The organism is Fundidesulfovibrio magnetotacticus, from assembly GCF_013019105.1.
In the GTDB taxonomy this organism is placed as follows: Bacteria; Desulfobacterota; Desulfovibrionia; order Desulfovibrionales; family Desulfovibrionaceae; genus Fundidesulfovibrio; species Fundidesulfovibrio magnetotacticus.
The window spans coordinates 1-14770 of sequence record NZ_BLTE01000015.1 but is presented as its reverse complement, the minus strand read 5'-3'; the positions used below and the strand labels follow the sequence as shown (position 1 = coordinate 14770).

The following is a 14770-nucleotide window of genomic DNA, read 5'->3' as shown; positions in this document are numbered from 1 at the left end:
GGGGCGACCGGCGAGCCGGCCCCCCGAACGTGCGCAGGATGCCGGATCGGGGCCGGAGTTGCGGCGCGGCTTGGCATGGGGCCTCCCGGAGTCGCCGGGCGCTGGATGGACGCGGCCCGGGCGGCCCGTAGGCCCGGGCGCGCCGGGAGGCGTCAGGCCTCGGCGTGCAGGCGCTGGCGGGGCTTGAAGCCGCCGCCGGCCGCCTCGATCTCCTTGAGGGCGAAGGCCGCCAGATCGTCCAGGCGTTCGGAGAGCAGGGGGGAAAGCTCCACGGCCATGGTCTGGTAGTCGTGGGGTTCGATGCCCAGCACCACGCACTCTGGCCGGTTGCCCAGCAGGTCGCAGTAGATGAGGGTGTCCACCAGATCGGTCTGGTGCATGGAGTCCTTGAAGGCCAGGGACTTGCGCAGGTCGTCGCCGGTGCAGCGGTAGATGGAGCCCGGGGTCTGGCCGCCCAGCACCGCATCGACCACGATGGCCGTGTCGGCGTTGAGCAGGGCGTCCATCAGGCGCATGCCCAGCGTGCCGCCGTCCAGGAGCGTCACGTTGGGGGTGAACTCGTAGTCGCGCTCCAGGCGCTCCACACAGCGCACGCCCACGCCCTCGTCGGTGTAGAGGATGTTTCCCACGCCCAGCACCAGAATCCTGCGTTGCCCGTCCATGACCTCTCCTTGCGCGAACTGCGGCGCATCATGCCCGGCATCGGGCCTCCAGGCAAGAGCCTCCCTTGACGCCGGAAACCGGTACGGGCATTGCTTGGATCGTGCAGACGAACAGGTTTCGCGCAATTGTATAGTATGTCGCAAAATTCATGGGGGCCATCATGTCCGGAAGCGAACGCCCGCTGCCCTTCGGGGTGGAGAACGGCCGCCGGGTGCTCTACATCACCTACAAGGGCGACTGCCGCAGGCTTCCGCCGGAACTGGGCGGCCATTTCGTGGAGACGCGCACCCTGCAGGACGCCCTCCATTGCGTCTACCCCGGCGACATCCTCCAGCTTCTGCCCGGCAAATACTGGCCGCCCATCCTTTTCGACGAGCAGACCGGCAACCCCCCGGCCTGCAAGCCCGTCACGCTCACGGACATCGCCGGACGCCCCCGCGCCCCCGTGACCATCCGGGGCCTGGGCGCGCGCACGCTCCTGGACGGCGGGCTTGGGGGCGTCCCGCGCGATTCCATGCTCCCGGACCTGCGCCATTTCGCCTTCTTCAAGGCCGTGGGCTGCTCCTGGCTGGAGTTCGAGAACTTCCACGCCGCCAGTTGCTGGCCCTGCCTGCTCTACATCCAGGACAGCTCCTACATCACCGTGCGCCGCGTCACCTGCGTGGACAGCCGCTACATGGTCTACGCGCGCGGCCAGGACACGCACCACATCCTCCTGGAGGACAACCGCTGGACCCAGGACCCCACCGGCTCCATCTGGCGCGACCTGCTCTGGCTCGACGCCAAACGAAAGCGCTACTTCTACTACAACGGCGGCATCTTCGGCAGCCTGGGCATCCCCGGCAGCGTGGTGATCCGGCGCAACGAGATCGCCGACGCCTTCAACGGCATGCGCATGAAGGCCGACAAGAAGCCCGCCTACGCCCAGAACCACAACGTGGAGTTCACCGGAAACACGCTCAGGCGCATCCGCGACAACGTGGTGGAGCCCGAGCGCCAGGCCCACAACTGGTGGGTGAGCCACAACCGCATCCGCGACGCCCACGCCTGGTTCTCCCTGGACGAGGTGGAAGGCGGCTTCTGGTATTTCTTCGCCAACCGGGGCGTAGCCGTGGACCCTCCCGGCACGGAGCTGGACCCCAACCGGGGCGGCAAGGTCTACAAGTACGACAAGAAGGGGGGAATGCCCCGGGGGCCGGTGTTCGCCTTCCACAACAGCTGGCTGCTGCGCGCCTCGCTCATCAAGAGCGGCAACACCACGCGCCTGCAGCATCTCTCCAACGCGGTGCTCTTCACGGAGCGCTCGCGGGAGGATTCCCTCTCGGACTGCGGCGCGTCCCCCGCGCCTGGCCCCGACGACCGCTTCGCGGGCAGCGACTTCCTGCGCAAGGCCTGGCCCAAGGGCGTGCGCCTGGACGGCGACCTGACCAACATCCCCTTCCCGGCGCGCTTCCAGGCCCTGGGTCAGGAGCGCCTCGGCCGCGAGGTCCCGGGCGCGGCCTACGCCGACCCCGAGGCCTGGGACATGCGCGTGGACCCGCCCGCGCCGCCGGGCGTGCCCGTGGTCCTGCGGCCCCGGTTGGACTGGCCGGGAAGGCGGGCCTGGCGCTCCCCGGCGGGCGCGCCGGCCGGGGCCTGCGACGCCTCGGGGAGGCTCCTCGACGGGCCGGCCTTCGTGTTCCTCAAGCCGGAGAAGGCCCCCGAGGGCTACGCGGAGCGGCCCCGTCTGGTGCGTCTGGCGCGCCAGGGGGCGAGGCTGGACCTGTACTTTTCGGCGCGTCTGGCCGGGCCGGGGCCGGTGAAGCTGGTGGCGGAGTCTTCATGCGGGGCGCGGGCCGCGCTGGAGGCCTGCGTTGACGGGCGGGTGCTGCGCGCGTCCCTGCCCGAGGGCTTCGAGGGGTGGGAGCTGGTCTCGGTGCTGGTTCCGGTGGGGCTCAAGGGCGCGGACGGCGAGCCGGTGACGACCTGGGCGACGGCGTTTGCTGGGTTCGGCTTCCACGGCGAGGACGAGGACGACCCGGGACCGGCCAGGCCGGTCTGTTTCTGCGATTGCGGGTGCGAGGAGCGCTGACCGGGCGTTCGGCCGGATGTCGGGGGGGGCTGCCTGCCCGGAGTCGGTCCGAGGGGAACTTCGGTCCGCCCGGAGCCGGTCCATGGAGGATTTCCGGCCTGTCCAGGCCTGGGCCACGGGGGAAATCCGGGCCGTCCAGGGACGGGCTTATGGATGTTTCGGCCCGTCCAGGGACGGTCCTATGGAGGAGCATCGGCCCGTCCAGGCCTGGGCCATCAAGGAGTGTCGGCCCGCCTAGAGACGGTCCATGGGGAACGAGGCGTAGTAGTTCTCCCAGTCCTCGTCGAGCATGTCGGCGAACTGAGTCAACGGAAAATGCCTGCCGCAGGACCTGCAGCGCACCACGGCCTCGCGTCAGAGCCTGGCCGGTTGGACCCGGCCGCCGCATTCCGGGCACTCGGGCGTCTTGAAACGCGGCCCCGACCTGAAAAACGTCATCCGCAACACTCCAGGAAGAATACGCGCCGCACGGACAGGGTTCGCCGGTAGTCAAACGCGCAGGAAATGGCTATAAGGACTTCAGCGCCGGATGCAAGCCGTTTCCACCCGTCCCGGCGCGAGGAAGAGGCCCATGAGCGACGATTGGGGGTCCACCGGAATCCCGGAGGACAACACCAAACTGCCCCTTGTCCCCAAGGTGCGCAGCCTCCTGGCCCAGGACAAGGCCCTGGCCGCCGGTGAGGACATGCAGGGCTTCTCCTCCCGGCAGACCTTCTTCGGCTTCCGGCAGCCGTCCACCAACCTCCGCACCCCCGAGGTGGACCTGGGGGCGCTCTTCGACCTGGGCTCCTGACGCAAACAAACTCCCATGGAAGACTGGAAAACACAGAAAGCCGAATGCCTGGCCAAGGCCAGGCGCATCGTCGTCAAGGCCGGCAGCGCCGTGCTCACCTCTGGCAACGGCGTGGATTTGGCCGTGGTGAAAAGCCTGGCCAAAGACATCGCCGCACTCCATCGCACGGGCCGGGAGGTGCTCCTGGTCTCCAGCGGCGCGGTGGCCGCCGGGCGCGCCGTGATCCGCCAGCAGGAGCTGGCCGGGCTCCCCGACCGCCAGGCCGCCTCGGCCATCGGACAGAGCAGGCTCATGCACGCCTACGACGAGGCCTTCGGCGAGATGGGCATCGTCACCGCGCAGCTCCTGCTCACGCGAGACGACCTGGAAGGGCGCGAACGCTACCTCAACGTGCGCAACACTCTGCGCACGCTCCTCTCCTGGCGCAGCCTGCCCGTGGTCAACGAGAACGACACCGTGGCCGTGCAGGAGCTGGTCTACGGCGACAACGACTGCCTGGCCTCGCTCCTGGTGGGCGTGGTGGGGGCCGACCTCTTCGTGAACCTCACCTCCGCCAAGGGCGTGTTCACCGAAAACCCCGCCGAGAACCCCAAGGCCGCCCACCGTCCCTGCATCGAGGACATCGCCTGCCTGGACCTGGAGGCCATGTGCAGGGGCAAGACCGCCTCGGGCACCGGCGGCATGCACTCCAAGCTCCTTTCGGCCCGCCGCGCCGCCCAGTTGGGCGTGCCCACGCTTATCGTGGCCGGGCGCGAGCCGGACCGCCTCTCCCGCGCCTTCGCGGGCGAGGACCTGGGCACCTGGGTGGCCGCCGAAGGACGCCCCATCTCGCGCCGCAAGTACTGGCTGGCCTACACCGCAGACCCCAGGGGCGGCCTCTGGGTGGACCAGGGCGCGGCCCAGGCCCTGCGCCAGTCCGGCAAGAGCCTGCTGCCCGCGGGCATCGTACGCGTGGAGGGCGACTTCGAGAAGGGCGCCGTGGTGCGCATCCTCGATTTCCAGGGCCAGACCGTGGGCGTGGGCCTGGCCAACTACGACGCGGGGGACCTCAAGAAGATCATGGGCCTCAAGTCCGGGCACATCGCCCAGGTGCTGGGTCAGGCCCCCTATCCCGAGGCCGTGCACCGCGACAACATGGTCCTGGACGCAGCCCTCTGAACGCGGTCTTGGGCGCCAAGACGTGAAGCCCCAGGCCCCTCCCCGGCGCGGACGAGTGCGCACCCTGGCCCTGGCCGCCTGCCTGGCGGCCCTGGCCGCGGCCCTCTGGCTCGACTGGCGCGCCTTTCGCGCCGATTGCCGCGCCCTGGTGGCCCGGGGCCTCACCGCACCGGCCGACCCGGCCTCGCCCCTGGCCCAGGACGCCTTCCACCAGGCCATGGCCCGCGACCTCCTGGGCGAGCTGACCAGGCAGGCCCCGGACGTGCTCTACCTCAACGACTCGGTGATGGGCGGCCACTCCGCCCACGAGGCCCGCACCTCCCTGGACGAACTCCTGGCCCGCGAGCTGGCCCGCCAGGGCGAGGCCGGGGCGGCCCGGGGCGCCGTGGTGCGCGCGCCCGCCGTGAGAGGGCTTTCGGGCGCGGGCTACACCCCCCTGGTCTACGGCCGCTACGGCGAACTGCTGGGGCACGCCGCCCGCAAGCCCCGTCTGGCGCTCATCTCGCTCAATCCGCGCAGCTTCTCCAGCGACTGGTTCTTCGGCCCGGACTACCTCTACGCCCGCGTGACGCGTTTCCTCCCCGCCCTGGGCCGCTCTCCGGACGCCGCCCTGTGGCTCTCGCGGCTGCCCTCGCGCCTCGCGGGCCAAAGTCTGGAGGACTTCCTGGCCGCCCGGGGCGAAGCCCCGGTGCCCGAAAGCGTGGCCCGGGCATGGTTCCGCGACAACGCCCGGGACCCCGCCGCCTTCGGCCCCGAGCCCCGGGGGCTGGACGCCTACGAGCAGGGCGTGCGCGCCCGGTTCCTGGAAAACTACATGAGCGCGCCCGTGGAGGAGGAACACCCCATGGCGGTCCAGACCGCCCAGGCCGTGCGGGCCTTCGTCCGGGCCGGGATTCCCGTGCTGGCCTACGCCACGCCCGTGGACGCCGAAGAGGCCCGGCGCCTCCTGGGGCCGGGCTTCAAGGCCCTGCTGCGCCGGGACATGGACGCCCTGGAGCGCGTGGTGCGCGGCGCGGGCGGGCAGTTCCTGGACCTCGCGGAGCTTCTCGACTCGCAGGATTTCGTGGACCGCGACCAGGCCTGCGAGCACCTCTCCCTCTCCGGGCGCGAGAAGCTGGCCCGCGCCCTGGCCCCAGCCGTGGCCGCCGCCCTGGCCCGCTGACGCGGGGAGGCCTACCCCGCCGCCTGTTCCCCGGCGGCGTCCTCCTGGCGTGAGGCCGCCCCCGTCATGGGAACCAGCACGCGGAAGGGCTCGCGCACCTTCTGGGCCTTGGCCAGATTGCGCAGGCGCATGAGGCTGTAGGGGTTCACCTCCAGGCCCTTGGCCAGGAGCATGGCCCCGGTCTCGCTCATAAGATCTTCGCCAAGGATCATGCCCTCGCGCAGCTCCGCGAGGCGGATGTCGCGGGGCACCACCCCGGTGTCGGCCAGCACGTAGCGCTCGAAGGCCTCCAGGATGGCCGGGTCGTAGCGCTCGGGGGTCTGCTTCAGGCGGCCCACGGCGTCCACCTTGGAGCCCAGGCAGCTTTCCAGCGCGTCGAAATCCAGGCAGATCTTGAGAAGGCGCGCCCCGCGCGGCTGGGCGGGGTTGTCCGCCAGGGAGTCCTCCTGATGGCGGATCATTTCGCGCACGTCCTCCAGGCGGGGGATGCTCGAGAGCAGCTGGGACCCCACCGTGGGGTGCATGTGGTAGATCTGCAGCTCCTCCGGCGAGAGCGAGCCGTCGCAACTGCCGCGCTGCACGATCTCCTCCGGGATGAAGATGCACCCGATCTGCGAGAGCATGGCCGCCAGCTCCACCTTCCAGGGGTCCTTCAGGCGCAGGCGCGGGGCCATGGCCCTGGCCAGGCGCTTGATGCGCTCGGCCCGGCCGAAGGCCTCGGGGTTGGTCTGGCCCAGAATCTCCGTGAGCACCTTGATGCAGCCGTGCAGCGTGCCCCGCAGAAGCTCCTTCTCGGCCGTGACCAGCCGGTGCTGCTCCAGGGCCGCCTCCAGGGCGCGCACGAGGGTCTGGGTGTCGCACGGCTTGGTGAGGAAGCGGAAGAGCCGCCCCTCGTTGACCCCCGCCATGGCGGACTCCAGGTCCGCGTGCCCCGTGAGCACGATCTTCACCGTGTTGGGGCTCAACTCGCCTGCCCGGGCGAGGAACTCCATCCCGTCCATGCCGGGCATGCGCAGGTCGGCCACGGCCACGGCCACGCTGCCCTTGCGCACCAGCTCCAGGGCCTCGGCGGGGTCGGAGCGCGTCTCCACCTGGAAGCGGCTCGCCAGGGTGCGGGCGAACATGGCGAGCACCCGTTCGTCGTCGTCCACGAAGAGCACGGTCATGGGGCTTCTCCGTTTTGGCGCATCGCCAGGCACTCCTGCCGCCAGTCCTCCACGCGCTCTTCCAGGCCCAGGGAGCGCAGGTGCTCCGTGTCCAGGGGGTGGGGGGCGTAGCCCGAATGGATGCGCACGATGTCGTGTTCCAGGGAATTGGCCGCGTGCACGGCGAGCACCGGGGACATGCCGGAAAGTCCCGGAGCGCCCGGGGCGTGGTGGAAGGCCACGGCCTCCAGCACCGCGTCGGGCAGGCCCCAGAGTCCGAGAAGATAGGCCCCGGCCGCCGCGTGCCCCGCGCCGCCGCGCCGCGCCTCGGCCTCGGCCAGGGCGACCTCCGAGGCGCGGGCCTCGTCCACCAGGGCGCGGAAGGCCTGGGTGTCGCGCAGGGCGAGCACGTATTTGCCCAGGTCGTGCAGCAGGCCCGCGATGAAGCTCTCCTCCTGGCGCTCCGCCGAAAGCCCCTCCATACGGGCGATGCGTCGGGCCATGGCGGCCGTTCGCTGGCTGTGCTCCCAGAGCAGGGAGAAGTCCATGCCCGGCGCGGTGGCCTTGTCGAAGGCCTTGATGAGCGCCACGCCCATGGCCAGCGAGCGGATGGCGGACAGCCCAAGGAACGTGACCGCCTGGGTCACGTCGCGCACGCGCCCGGCCCGGCCGAAGAAGGCCGAGTTGACCAGCCGGAGCACGTCAGCGGAGAGCCCCACGTCGGCGGCCACGATGCGGGCCACGGCTTCCACGGGAACGCGCTCGTCCTCCACCGCCTCCACGAGCCGTGTGAAGGTCTCGGGCATGGCGGGCAGGGCGTCGATGCGCCCGATGCGGGCCTTGACCTGCTCGGAAAGGATGGCGTCGCGCAGGGTGCAGCCCCGGGCGATCACGGCCTCCAGCTGCCGCGCGGACACGGGTTTGGCCAGGAACTGGTGGGCCACGGCCACGCTCTGGAGGATGCGTCCCTGGTCCGTGTCGCCGGTGAGCACGATGCGCAGCATCCAGGGGTAGAGCCTGCGGACCTCCTTGAGCAGGCGGCGTCCCCCGGTGTCGGGCAGGCGCAGGTCGCAGACGGCCACGTCGTGGGGCGCGTCGCGCAGGATGTCCAGGGCCTGTGCGGCGGTGCGGGCGAAGGAGAGGTCCCAGCGGTCGCGCGTGTGCCAGAGCATGCGACGCGTGGCGGCCAGGAGCTGGGGGTCGTCGTCGGCGAAGAGGATGCGTTTCTTCATGCGGCCGCGCCTTCCCGGCCCAGTGGGAAGCGCAGGGTGAAGCGCGTGCCTTCCCCGGGGGTGGAATCCAGCCGGATGGCCCCGCCGTGGCGGCTCACCACCGAATGCACGATGGCCAGACCCTGCCCCGTGCCCTTGCCCACCTCCTTGGTGGTGAAGAAGGGATCGAAGATGCGCTCCAGGTTCTCCCTGGGGATGCCCACGCCCGTGTCGCCAACGGTGATCTCCATCCAGTCGCCGTCGCGCGCGGTGGAGATGCGGATGACGCCCTTGGCCCCCGAGCCGTGGAAGCGCTCGCTCACGGCGTGGGCCGCGTTGACCACCACGTTGAGCAGGGCCTGGTTGAAATCGCCGGGGGAGCAGGGGAGCAGGGGCAGCTCCGGGTCGAGGTCGGTTTCCACGTCGGCGTCGTACTTCCATTCGTTGCGCGCGATGACCAGGGTGGCTTCCACGGCCCTGTTCACGTCCACCAGACGCCTCTCGGCCTGGCCGGGATGGGAGAAGGTGCGCATGGCTCCCACGATGACGGCCACGCGATCCACCCCGGTGAGCGAGTCCGCGATGGCCCCGGGGATCTCGTCCAGCAGCTCCTGCACGCGCAGTTCCCCGCGGGCCTTGTCGGCCTCTTCGAGGAGCCGGGCCCAGTCCCGGCCGTCGCGCAGGGCGTCGCCCAGGGCTTCCAGGCGGGCCAGGTAGCCGGCGAGGTCGGTGAAGGCGTCGTTGAGGAAGCTCAGGTTGCCGCCCACGTACTGGACGGGGGTGTTGATCTCGTGGGCGATGCCCGAGGCCAGCTGGCCGATGGCCTCCAGCTTGCGGGCCAGGCCAAGCTCGCGCTCCATGGTCTTTTTTTCGCTGATGTCGAAGAGAATGTCGATGAGGCGGCGCTTGCCGCCCACGGAAGCGTTCAGAATGGTGCGCGACACGGGCAGGGACTTCCCGCCCGGGCGGGCGAGCAGGAATTCCCCCCCGGCGAAGGCCATGTCGTCCTGCTCGCGCGTCTGCGGCCCGGGGGAGGGCTGCTCCAGGGGGGTGAGGCGGGCGGAGAGCTCCCGGTAGTTGCGCCCGATCACGTCCTGGCGGCGGATGGCGAAGAGTTCCTCGGCCACGCCGTTGAGTTCCGTGACGGTGAAGCTGGTGGGGTCCAGGATGACGGCCCCGGCGCGGATGCCGGTGAGGATGGCCTGGAGCATGGCCCCGGCCTCCTCGGGCGGGAGGCAGGCCGGGCCCTGGAGGGTGGCCTCCGGCGCGTCGCCGTCCGGGGCGGACGGGGGGGCCGGGCTGGGGGGGGAGTCCTGGGGCATGGGGGCGCTCCGGCCGGGGTCAGGTCGCCGAGGTTTCCTGGTCGGCTCCGGTCTCCCGGAGCACGCTGGCCACCAGCTGGGGCACGTCCAGGATGAGGGCCATGGAGCCGTCGCCGTTGATGGTGGCCCCGGAGATGCCCTCCACGCGGCCGATGAGCCGCCCCAGGCTCTTGATCACGGTCTGCTGCTGGCCCACCACCTCGTCCACGGCGATGCCGGTGCGGCCGTTCTCGTGACGGGTGATCACCACCTGTTCGAGCCCCGGGTGTTCGCCCGGGAGGAGGAACGTCTCGCGCAGGCGCACATAGGGCACGATCTCGCCCCGGATGTGCAGCGTGCGCCCTCGCGAGTGGCGGCCGTCGGCAAGCTCCACGCATTCCTCCACCATGGAGAGGGGGATGATGTAGTGCTCGTCGGCGGCGCGCACCTGGAGGCCGTCGATGATGGCCAGGGTGAGCGGCAGGGTGATGGTGACGGCGGCGCCGCGTCCGGGAACGGAGTCGATCTCCACGGCCCCGCGCAGGGCCTCGATGGAGCGCTTCACCACGTCCATGCCGACGCCCCGGCCCGAGACGCTGGTGACCTTCTCCGCAGTTGAGAAGCCCGGGGCGAAGATCAGCTGGCAGCACTCCTGGTCGCTGAGCCGGACGTCCGGGGCGATGAGGCCGCGCTCCAGGGCCTTTTCGCGGATGCGCGCCGGGTCCAGCCCCTTGCCGTCGTCGGCGATGCGGATCACCACGGCCCCGCCCGCCTGTTTGGCCGAGAGCACGATGCGCCCCTGGCGGGGCTTGCCGACGGCCTCGCGCGCCTCGGGGGCCTCAATGCCGTGGTCGATGGAGTTGCGCAGCAGGTGCACCAGGGGGTCGCCCAGCTGTTCGATGACGGTCTTGTCCAGTTCGGTCTCGCCGCCTTCGGCTTCAAGGGCGATGTCCTTGCCCAGTTCGGAGCACAGGTCGCGCACGAGGCGGCGGAAGCGGCTGAACGTGGTGCCGATGGGCAGCATGCGGATGGAGAGTGTGTTGTCGCGCAGCTCGCCCACCAGACGCTCGATCTCCTCGGTGACGGCCGTGAGCGAGGAAAGGCCCACGTCGGAGGCCACCTGGGTGAGGCGGGCCTGGGCGATGACCAGTTCTCCCACGAGGTTCACGAGGTTGTCGAGCTTGGCGGCTTCCACGCGCAGGCTCTGGGCCTGCTGCACGGGCTTGGGCCTGCCGTTCGCGGCCGGAGGGGGGGCCGCCTGGACAGGGCGGCCCGTGGACGGGCCGGGGCATTCCCCCGGGGCGGCGCGGTCGGACGCGGGGGCGTCCTCCACGACCACGTCGCCAGGATTCTCCAGGAAAAGGAAGATGTCGCGCACGCTGTCGGCGCCCTGGGCGGTGTCGAGGGTGATGTCCCAGGCAAGGCGGCAGTCCATGGGGGTGAGGTCCTCCAGGGCGGGCACCCCGGAGGTGTCGGCCTCCACGTGCAGTTCGCCCAGCCCCGCAAGCTCTTCCAGGAGGGCGGCGGGGTCCATGCGCGCGAAGTGGCCCGGGTCCGAGGGCGCGAGGCGGATGCGCAGGGAGCGGGTCGGCGCGTCCTGGGCGCGGGCCGCCGCCTGCGCGGCGGGGGGCGATGGCCTGGCGGGGGCGGGGGGCGCGACCAAGGCCTCCAGTCCCGCCAGGAGTTCCAGGTCCGCCGGGAGGTCCTGCCCGTTCTCGGCCACGGGGTCCAGGTGGTCCTTGACGCGCAGGGTGACGTCCACCAGCTCGCGGGACGCGGGCGACAGGCCGCAGCGCACGCGGTCCCACAGGGATTCCACGTCGTGGAGCAGGGCCACGCAGCCCGCGAGGCCGAACATGTCGCAGGCGCCCTTGATGGAATGCAGGGCGCGGAAGATGCGGTCCACCGCTCCGCTGTCTGCGGGGTCGCGGTCCAGGTCGAGCAGGGCGGCGTCCAGTTCGGCCAGGTGTTCGCGCTGTTCTTCCTGGAAGAGTGCACCGAGGGTGTTCATGCGCTGAGCCCTCCCAGGCCCGGGAGGTTTCCCCCCTGCCCGAGCAGGTGGCACTCGGGCAGGGCGGCGGCCGCGCGCGTTCCCGGCGCGAAGCCCAGCCGCGCGCAGTGGGCCGCGGCCTCGGGGCTCAGGCCCGTCAGGCGCAGGGACTTGCCCCTGGCGGAAGCGGAGCGCCGGGCGGCGCAAAGAAGCTGGAGCAGCGCGGCGTCCGGCTTCTCCACGCGCCCCGCGTCCAGTTCCAGGGCCGGGGCGTCGTCCAGGGAGTCGAGCAGCCGTTGGCGCAGGTCCTCCAGTTCGGGCGCGCCGTATCGGGCGGGCAACTCCAGGCGCAGGGCTTGCGGCGGCGGGGCTGCGTCCTCCCTGGCCGGAGCGAGCAGTGCCGGGTCCACCACGCGGATGCGCGAGACGTCCAGTGCGAAAAGGTAGCCCACCACGTCGGGCTCCACGATGGTGGCGTAGAGCAGGTAGAAGGGGAGCACGTTGCCCACGGGGCCGTCCAGGTCGCCCACGGCGGCCAGGTCGGTGCGGCAGTCCAGGATCAGGCCGCTGGACTCCATGACCGCGAAGATGTCCAGGGGCGTCTTGCCCCGGGCGTGCACGTCGTGGATGAGGTCGTACTCCACGAGGTAGATGTAGCGGCCGCCCTCCAGGGCCTGTTCCAGGGTGAGCCGGTCCAGGACGAAGGCGTCCTGCCCGCCGGGAAGGGGGATGCTCAGGCGCTGCTCAATGTGGCCCTGGCGGGAGGGCGGGAGCCCTTCGGCCACCAGCTCGGTCAGCTCGGCGATGAAGCCGGAGATGTCCTGCCCGTTGCCGGCCAGGCCCTGGTGGATGAGCGCGCGCAGGAGGTCGAACCCCTTGAGCAGCGGGGAGACCAGGGCGCTGGAGGGCGCAAGCTCGCCCGCGCGCACCATGTGCAGGATGTTTTCGAGCTTGTGCGCCAGCTCGCGCACGTTCTCGAGCCCCAGGAACCCCGCCCCGCCCTTGATGGAATGGGCCGCGCGGAAGATGGTGTTCACCAGCTCGGGGTCGCACTGCGCGTCCTGCTCCAGGTCCATGAGGGAGGCCTCAATGCCGACCAGGTGCTCCTGGGCGTCTTCGATGAAGAGGGCGAGGATGTCGTCGTCGGAGTCCATGGCCGTCCCTAGGCGTTGACGTGGAAGTGGCGGTCCAGGCGCATGGCCCGCAGCAGCTTGAGGATGTCGCCGGGCACGTTTTCCAGCCGCAGCGCGCCGCCCTGCTTGGCCAGGGTGTTGTGCGCGGCGATGAGCACGCCCAGGCCCACGGAATCGACGGCGGTAACGCCGGAGAGGTCCACGGTGAGCTCCCCGGGCGACTCGCTCAAGGCCTCCTTGAGGTGGCTCTTGAAGGCGTCGGCCTGGGAGGCCACCAGATTCGTTTCGGGGCGTACGGTCGCCGACATGGGATACTCCTTGCCGTCGCGCTCAGGCCAGGGCCAGGCGCAGGGTCAGTCCGTTCCCGGCCTCGTTGTAACGCACGGCCAGGGCGTAGAGGTTCATGATGCAGCGGCCCCTTCCGCTGGTGGACCCGGCCGGGGGCATGGTCGGCGGGCGCTCCCGCCAGTCGAACCCGGGGCCTGGATCGGTCACCAGGATGATGGCCTCGTTGCCGTCCACGTTCAGTTCCAGGTCCACGGCCAGGGCGGGGTCCTGTCGGCAGCCGTGCACCACGGCGTTGAGCAGGGCCTCGCGCAGCGCCGTGAGCGCCGGGAAGAGGTCCGCCTCCGGGGCGCTGGCCTGGAGGCGCCGCCTGACCTCTTCCACGGCCAGGTCGATGGCCGCAAGACTGGCCGGCACGCTCATACGCAGCGCCGCGGGGTGCTCCGAAGGCCCGGGGCCCGGATCGGGGCGATCGTTGTTCATCTACACCTCGGCCACCAAAAGGACAACATCGTCGTGTGTCGGTTCGCCGTCCGGCAGGAGCTCGGACAGGACGTGGTCGGCGGCATCTTCCAGGGGGAGCCCGGCGGCATGTTCGCAGGCGCGGGCCAGAAGGTCCCGGGCCTGGTCGTGGGTGCGGCCGTGGCGTTCCACGAGCCCGTCGGAGTAGAGCAGGAAGCGGTCGCCCCGGCCCAGGCGCAGGTCCAGGGTTTCGAAGTGCGCGCTTTCGAAGCCGCCCAGCACGTCCCCCTCGGGTTCAAGGAACTCGGCCGCGCCGCCCTTGCGCACCAGCACCGGCGCGGGATGCCCGGCTCGCACCAGGGTCGCTTTGCCCGACGCGCGGTTCAGGGCCAGGTAGCTGGCGGTGACCACCTGGCCTTCGCTCAGCACCTGGCGGAGCACGCCGTTCATGGTGGCGAAGGTCTCGGCGGGACCGTAGAGGGGGCCGGCGTTCTGGCGGATAAGGCTCTTGAGCGCGGGGGTGATGAGGCTCGCCCCCAGGTCGTGTCCGGTCACGTCGGCCAGGAAGTAGCCGTGGATGGACCCGCTGTGCCGGAAGACGTCGTAGATGTCGCCCCCTGCGGCGTCGTGGGTGAGGAAGCGCACGGCGAAGGAAGCCTCGGGGAGTTCGCGCGGGTTCACGAGCATGGCCTGCTGGGCCTGGCGCAGGGTGGAAAGCCTGGCCGCCTGCTGGGCGATGAGGGCCTGCCGGGCCTGGCGCAGGCGCAGGTGGATGCGCGCGCGCGCCACGACCTCGGCCCCGGAAAAGGGCTTGGTCACGTAGTCCACGGCACCCAGTTCGAGGCCCTTGATCTTGTCGAGGGTGTCCGTGAGCCCTGAAAGGAAGATGACGGGGATGTCGCGGGTGGCAGGGTGTCCCTGCAGGCTCTCGCACACGTCGAAGCCGGATTCCCCGGGCATGAGGATGTCCAGGATCACCAGGTCGGGCCGATGGGCCAGGGCAAGCTCGCGGGCCTCATGGCCGCTGGAGGCCGGGAGTGTGCGGAAGCCCGCCTCGGAGAGCGCCCAGGTGAGCACCTTGCGGTTCACGGCCTCGTCGTCCACGACGAGGATCAGGGGGGCGTCGGCGGGGTGTTCCGGGTTTTGCGGCAGGTTCGTCATGGTGTGCAAGTTGTCTCTTTTCAATAAAGAATTCAAGGGGAATTGGCACTCGGTTCGGAAAATGTGCCTTTGTTTGCAAAAAGTCGTTGACGTTTGCCCCTGTGGCCCGTAAAAGCCCCCTTCTGCCTGACGGGAACAACGTTCACGACGGGCGGAGACGGAAACGATCTTTATCAGCCAAGTATGAGTAAGGGACGGCGACGCATCGTTTGAAGCGTTGCATGACGGACCGACC

14 protein-coding genes are annotated in these 14770 nt (G+C 70.6%); 4 read left to right on the top strand and 10 right to left on the bottom strand.

The genetic code is table 11. The features are described from left to right. Positions 1 to 152: 152 nt before the first annotated feature. Positions 153 to 662, bottom strand: coding sequence for a HyaD/HybD family hydrogenase maturation endopeptidase (locus NNJEOMEG_RS15285; RefSeq protein ID WP_173085997.1), 510 nt, complete (start codon positions 660 to 662; stop codon positions 153 to 155). 161 nt (positions 663 to 823) lie between these two features. Between NNJEOMEG_RS15285 and NNJEOMEG_RS15280 the strand changes: the two genes are divergently transcribed. Further along, positions 824 to 2734 carry a right-handed parallel beta-helix repeat-containing protein gene (locus NNJEOMEG_RS15280; RefSeq protein WP_173085995.1) on the top strand — a complete coding sequence of 637 codons (1911 nt, stop codon included), beginning with the start codon at positions 824 to 826 and terminating at the stop codon, positions 2732 to 2734. A 234-nt stretch (positions 2735 to 2968) separates the two neighbouring features. On the opposite strand, the gene NNJEOMEG_RS21025 is transcribed toward NNJEOMEG_RS15280, so the two are convergent. After that, positions 2969 to 3076 carry a dual CXXC motif small (seleno)protein gene (locus NNJEOMEG_RS21025; RefSeq protein WP_268885697.1) on the bottom strand — a complete coding sequence of 36 codons (108 nt, stop codon included), beginning with the start codon at positions 3074 to 3076 and terminating at the stop codon, positions 2969 to 2971. Positions 3077 to 3305: 229 nt separating this feature from the next. On the opposite strand from NNJEOMEG_RS21025, the gene NNJEOMEG_RS15275 reads away from it, so the two are divergent. Genes NNJEOMEG_RS15275 through NNJEOMEG_RS15265 form a run of 3 tightly spaced genes read left to right on the top strand, consistent with a single transcriptional unit; the run spans position 3306 to position 5847 of the window. Further along, entirely contained in the window at positions 3306 to 3527 is a 222-nt protein-coding gene (locus NNJEOMEG_RS15275) for a hypothetical protein (RefSeq protein WP_173085993.1), read from the top strand. A gap of 15 nt (positions 3528 to 3542) precedes the next feature. Further along, positions 3543 to 4685 (top strand): glutamate 5-kinase, encoded by a 1143-nt coding sequence (gene proB, locus NNJEOMEG_RS15270; RefSeq protein WP_173085991.1) that lies wholly within the window; start codon positions 3543 to 3545, stop codon positions 4683 to 4685. A 22-nt stretch (positions 4686 to 4707) separates the two neighbouring features. Next, a complete protein-coding gene (locus NNJEOMEG_RS15265; RefSeq protein ID WP_173085989.1) occupies positions 4708 to 5847 on the top strand; it encodes a hypothetical protein in 1140 nt (379 codons plus the stop codon). An 11-nt stretch (positions 5848 to 5858) separates the two neighbouring features. Here NNJEOMEG_RS15265 and NNJEOMEG_RS15260 read toward each other — a convergent pair whose 3' ends face one another. From NNJEOMEG_RS15260 to NNJEOMEG_RS15225, 8 genes are read right to left on the bottom strand one after another with little or no spacing between them, the layout of a single operon-like run. Beyond that, complete coding sequence (locus NNJEOMEG_RS15260) at positions 5859 to 7013, bottom strand: HD domain-containing phosphohydrolase (protein ID WP_173085987.1); 1155 nt, start codon at positions 7011 to 7013, stop codon at positions 5859 to 5861. Next, positions 7010 to 8224: a response regulator gene (locus NNJEOMEG_RS15255; RefSeq protein WP_173085985.1), complete on the bottom strand. Its 1215-nt coding sequence runs from the start codon at positions 8222 to 8224 to the stop codon at positions 7010 to 7012. The genes NNJEOMEG_RS15260 and NNJEOMEG_RS15255 overlap by 4 nt, the downstream gene beginning before the upstream one ends. Then, entirely contained in the window at positions 8221 to 9525 is a 1305-nt protein-coding gene (locus NNJEOMEG_RS15250; RefSeq protein ID WP_173085983.1) for a two-component system sensor histidine kinase NtrB, read from the bottom strand. The genes NNJEOMEG_RS15255 and NNJEOMEG_RS15250 overlap by 4 nt, the downstream gene beginning before the upstream one ends. Before the next feature lie 19 nt (positions 9526 to 9544). Continuing rightward, positions 9545 to 11515: a chemotaxis protein CheA gene (locus tag NNJEOMEG_RS15245; protein WP_173085981.1), complete on the bottom strand. Its 1971-nt coding sequence runs from the start codon at positions 11513 to 11515 to the stop codon at positions 9545 to 9547. Beyond that, positions 11512 to 12648 (bottom strand): Hpt domain-containing protein, encoded by a 1137-nt coding sequence (locus tag NNJEOMEG_RS15240; RefSeq protein ID WP_173085979.1) that lies wholly within the window; start codon positions 12646 to 12648, stop codon positions 11512 to 11514. The genes NNJEOMEG_RS15245 and NNJEOMEG_RS15240 overlap by 4 nt, the downstream gene beginning before the upstream one ends. 8 nt (positions 12649 to 12656) lie before the next feature. Beyond that, a complete protein-coding gene (locus NNJEOMEG_RS15235; protein WP_173085977.1) occupies positions 12657 to 12935 on the bottom strand; it encodes an STAS domain-containing protein in 279 nt (92 codons plus the stop codon). A gap of 22 nt (positions 12936 to 12957) precedes the next feature. Further along, positions 12958 to 13395 carry an ATP-binding protein gene (locus NNJEOMEG_RS15230; protein WP_173085975.1) on the bottom strand — a complete coding sequence of 146 codons (438 nt, stop codon included), beginning with the start codon at positions 13393 to 13395 and terminating at the stop codon, positions 12958 to 12960. Further along, the gene (locus NNJEOMEG_RS15225; RefSeq protein WP_173086169.1) at positions 13396 to 14535 is read right to left on the bottom strand and encodes a PP2C family protein-serine/threonine phosphatase; all 1140 of its coding nucleotides are present in this window, start codon (positions 14533 to 14535) and stop codon (positions 13396 to 13398) included. Between the last annotated feature and the right edge of the window lie 235 nt (positions 14536 to 14770).

Bases quoted from the DNA above. Each gene is read 5' to 3' on its own strand.
- NNJEOMEG_RS15285 (WP_173085997.1), bottom strand. From the start codon at position 662: ATGGACGGGCAACGCAGGATTCTGGTGCTGGGCGTGGGAAACATCCTC.
- NNJEOMEG_RS15280 (WP_173085995.1), top strand. From the start codon at position 824: ATGTCCGGAAGCGAACGCCCGCTGCCCTTCGGGGTGGAGAACGGCCGC.
- NNJEOMEG_RS15275 (WP_173085993.1), top strand. From the start codon at position 3,306: ATGAGCGACGATTGGGGGTCCACCGGAATCCCGGAGGACAACACCAAA.
- proB (WP_173085991.1), top strand. From the start codon at position 3,543: ATGGAAGACTGGAAAACACAGAAAGCCGAATGCCTGGCCAAGGCCAGG.
- NNJEOMEG_RS15260 (WP_173085987.1), bottom strand. From the start codon at position 7,013: ATGACCGTGCTCTTCGTGGACGACGACGAACGGGTGCTCGCCATGTTC.
- NNJEOMEG_RS15255 (WP_173085985.1), bottom strand. From the start codon at position 8,224: ATGAAGAAACGCATCCTCTTCGCCGACGACGACCCCCAGCTCCTGGCC.
- NNJEOMEG_RS15250 (WP_173085983.1), bottom strand. From the start codon at position 9,525: ATGCCCCAGGACTCCCCCCCCAGCCCGGCCCCCCCGTCCGCCCCGGAC.
- NNJEOMEG_RS15245 (WP_173085981.1), bottom strand. From the start codon at position 11,515: ATGAACACCCTCGGTGCACTCTTCCAGGAAGAACAGCGCGAACACCTG.
- NNJEOMEG_RS15240 (WP_173085979.1), bottom strand. From the start codon at position 12,648: ATGGACTCCGACGACGACATCCTCGCCCTCTTCATCGAAGACGCCCAG.
- NNJEOMEG_RS15235 (WP_173085977.1), bottom strand. From the start codon at position 12,935: ATGTCGGCGACCGTACGCCCCGAAACGAATCTGGTGGCCTCCCAGGCC.
- NNJEOMEG_RS15230 (WP_173085975.1), bottom strand. From the start codon at position 13,395: ATGAACAACGATCGCCCCGATCCGGGCCCCGGGCCTTCGGAGCACCCC.
- NNJEOMEG_RS15225 (WP_173086169.1), bottom strand. From the start codon at position 14,535: ATGACGAACCTGCCGCAAAACCCGGAACACCCCGCCGACGCCCCCCTG.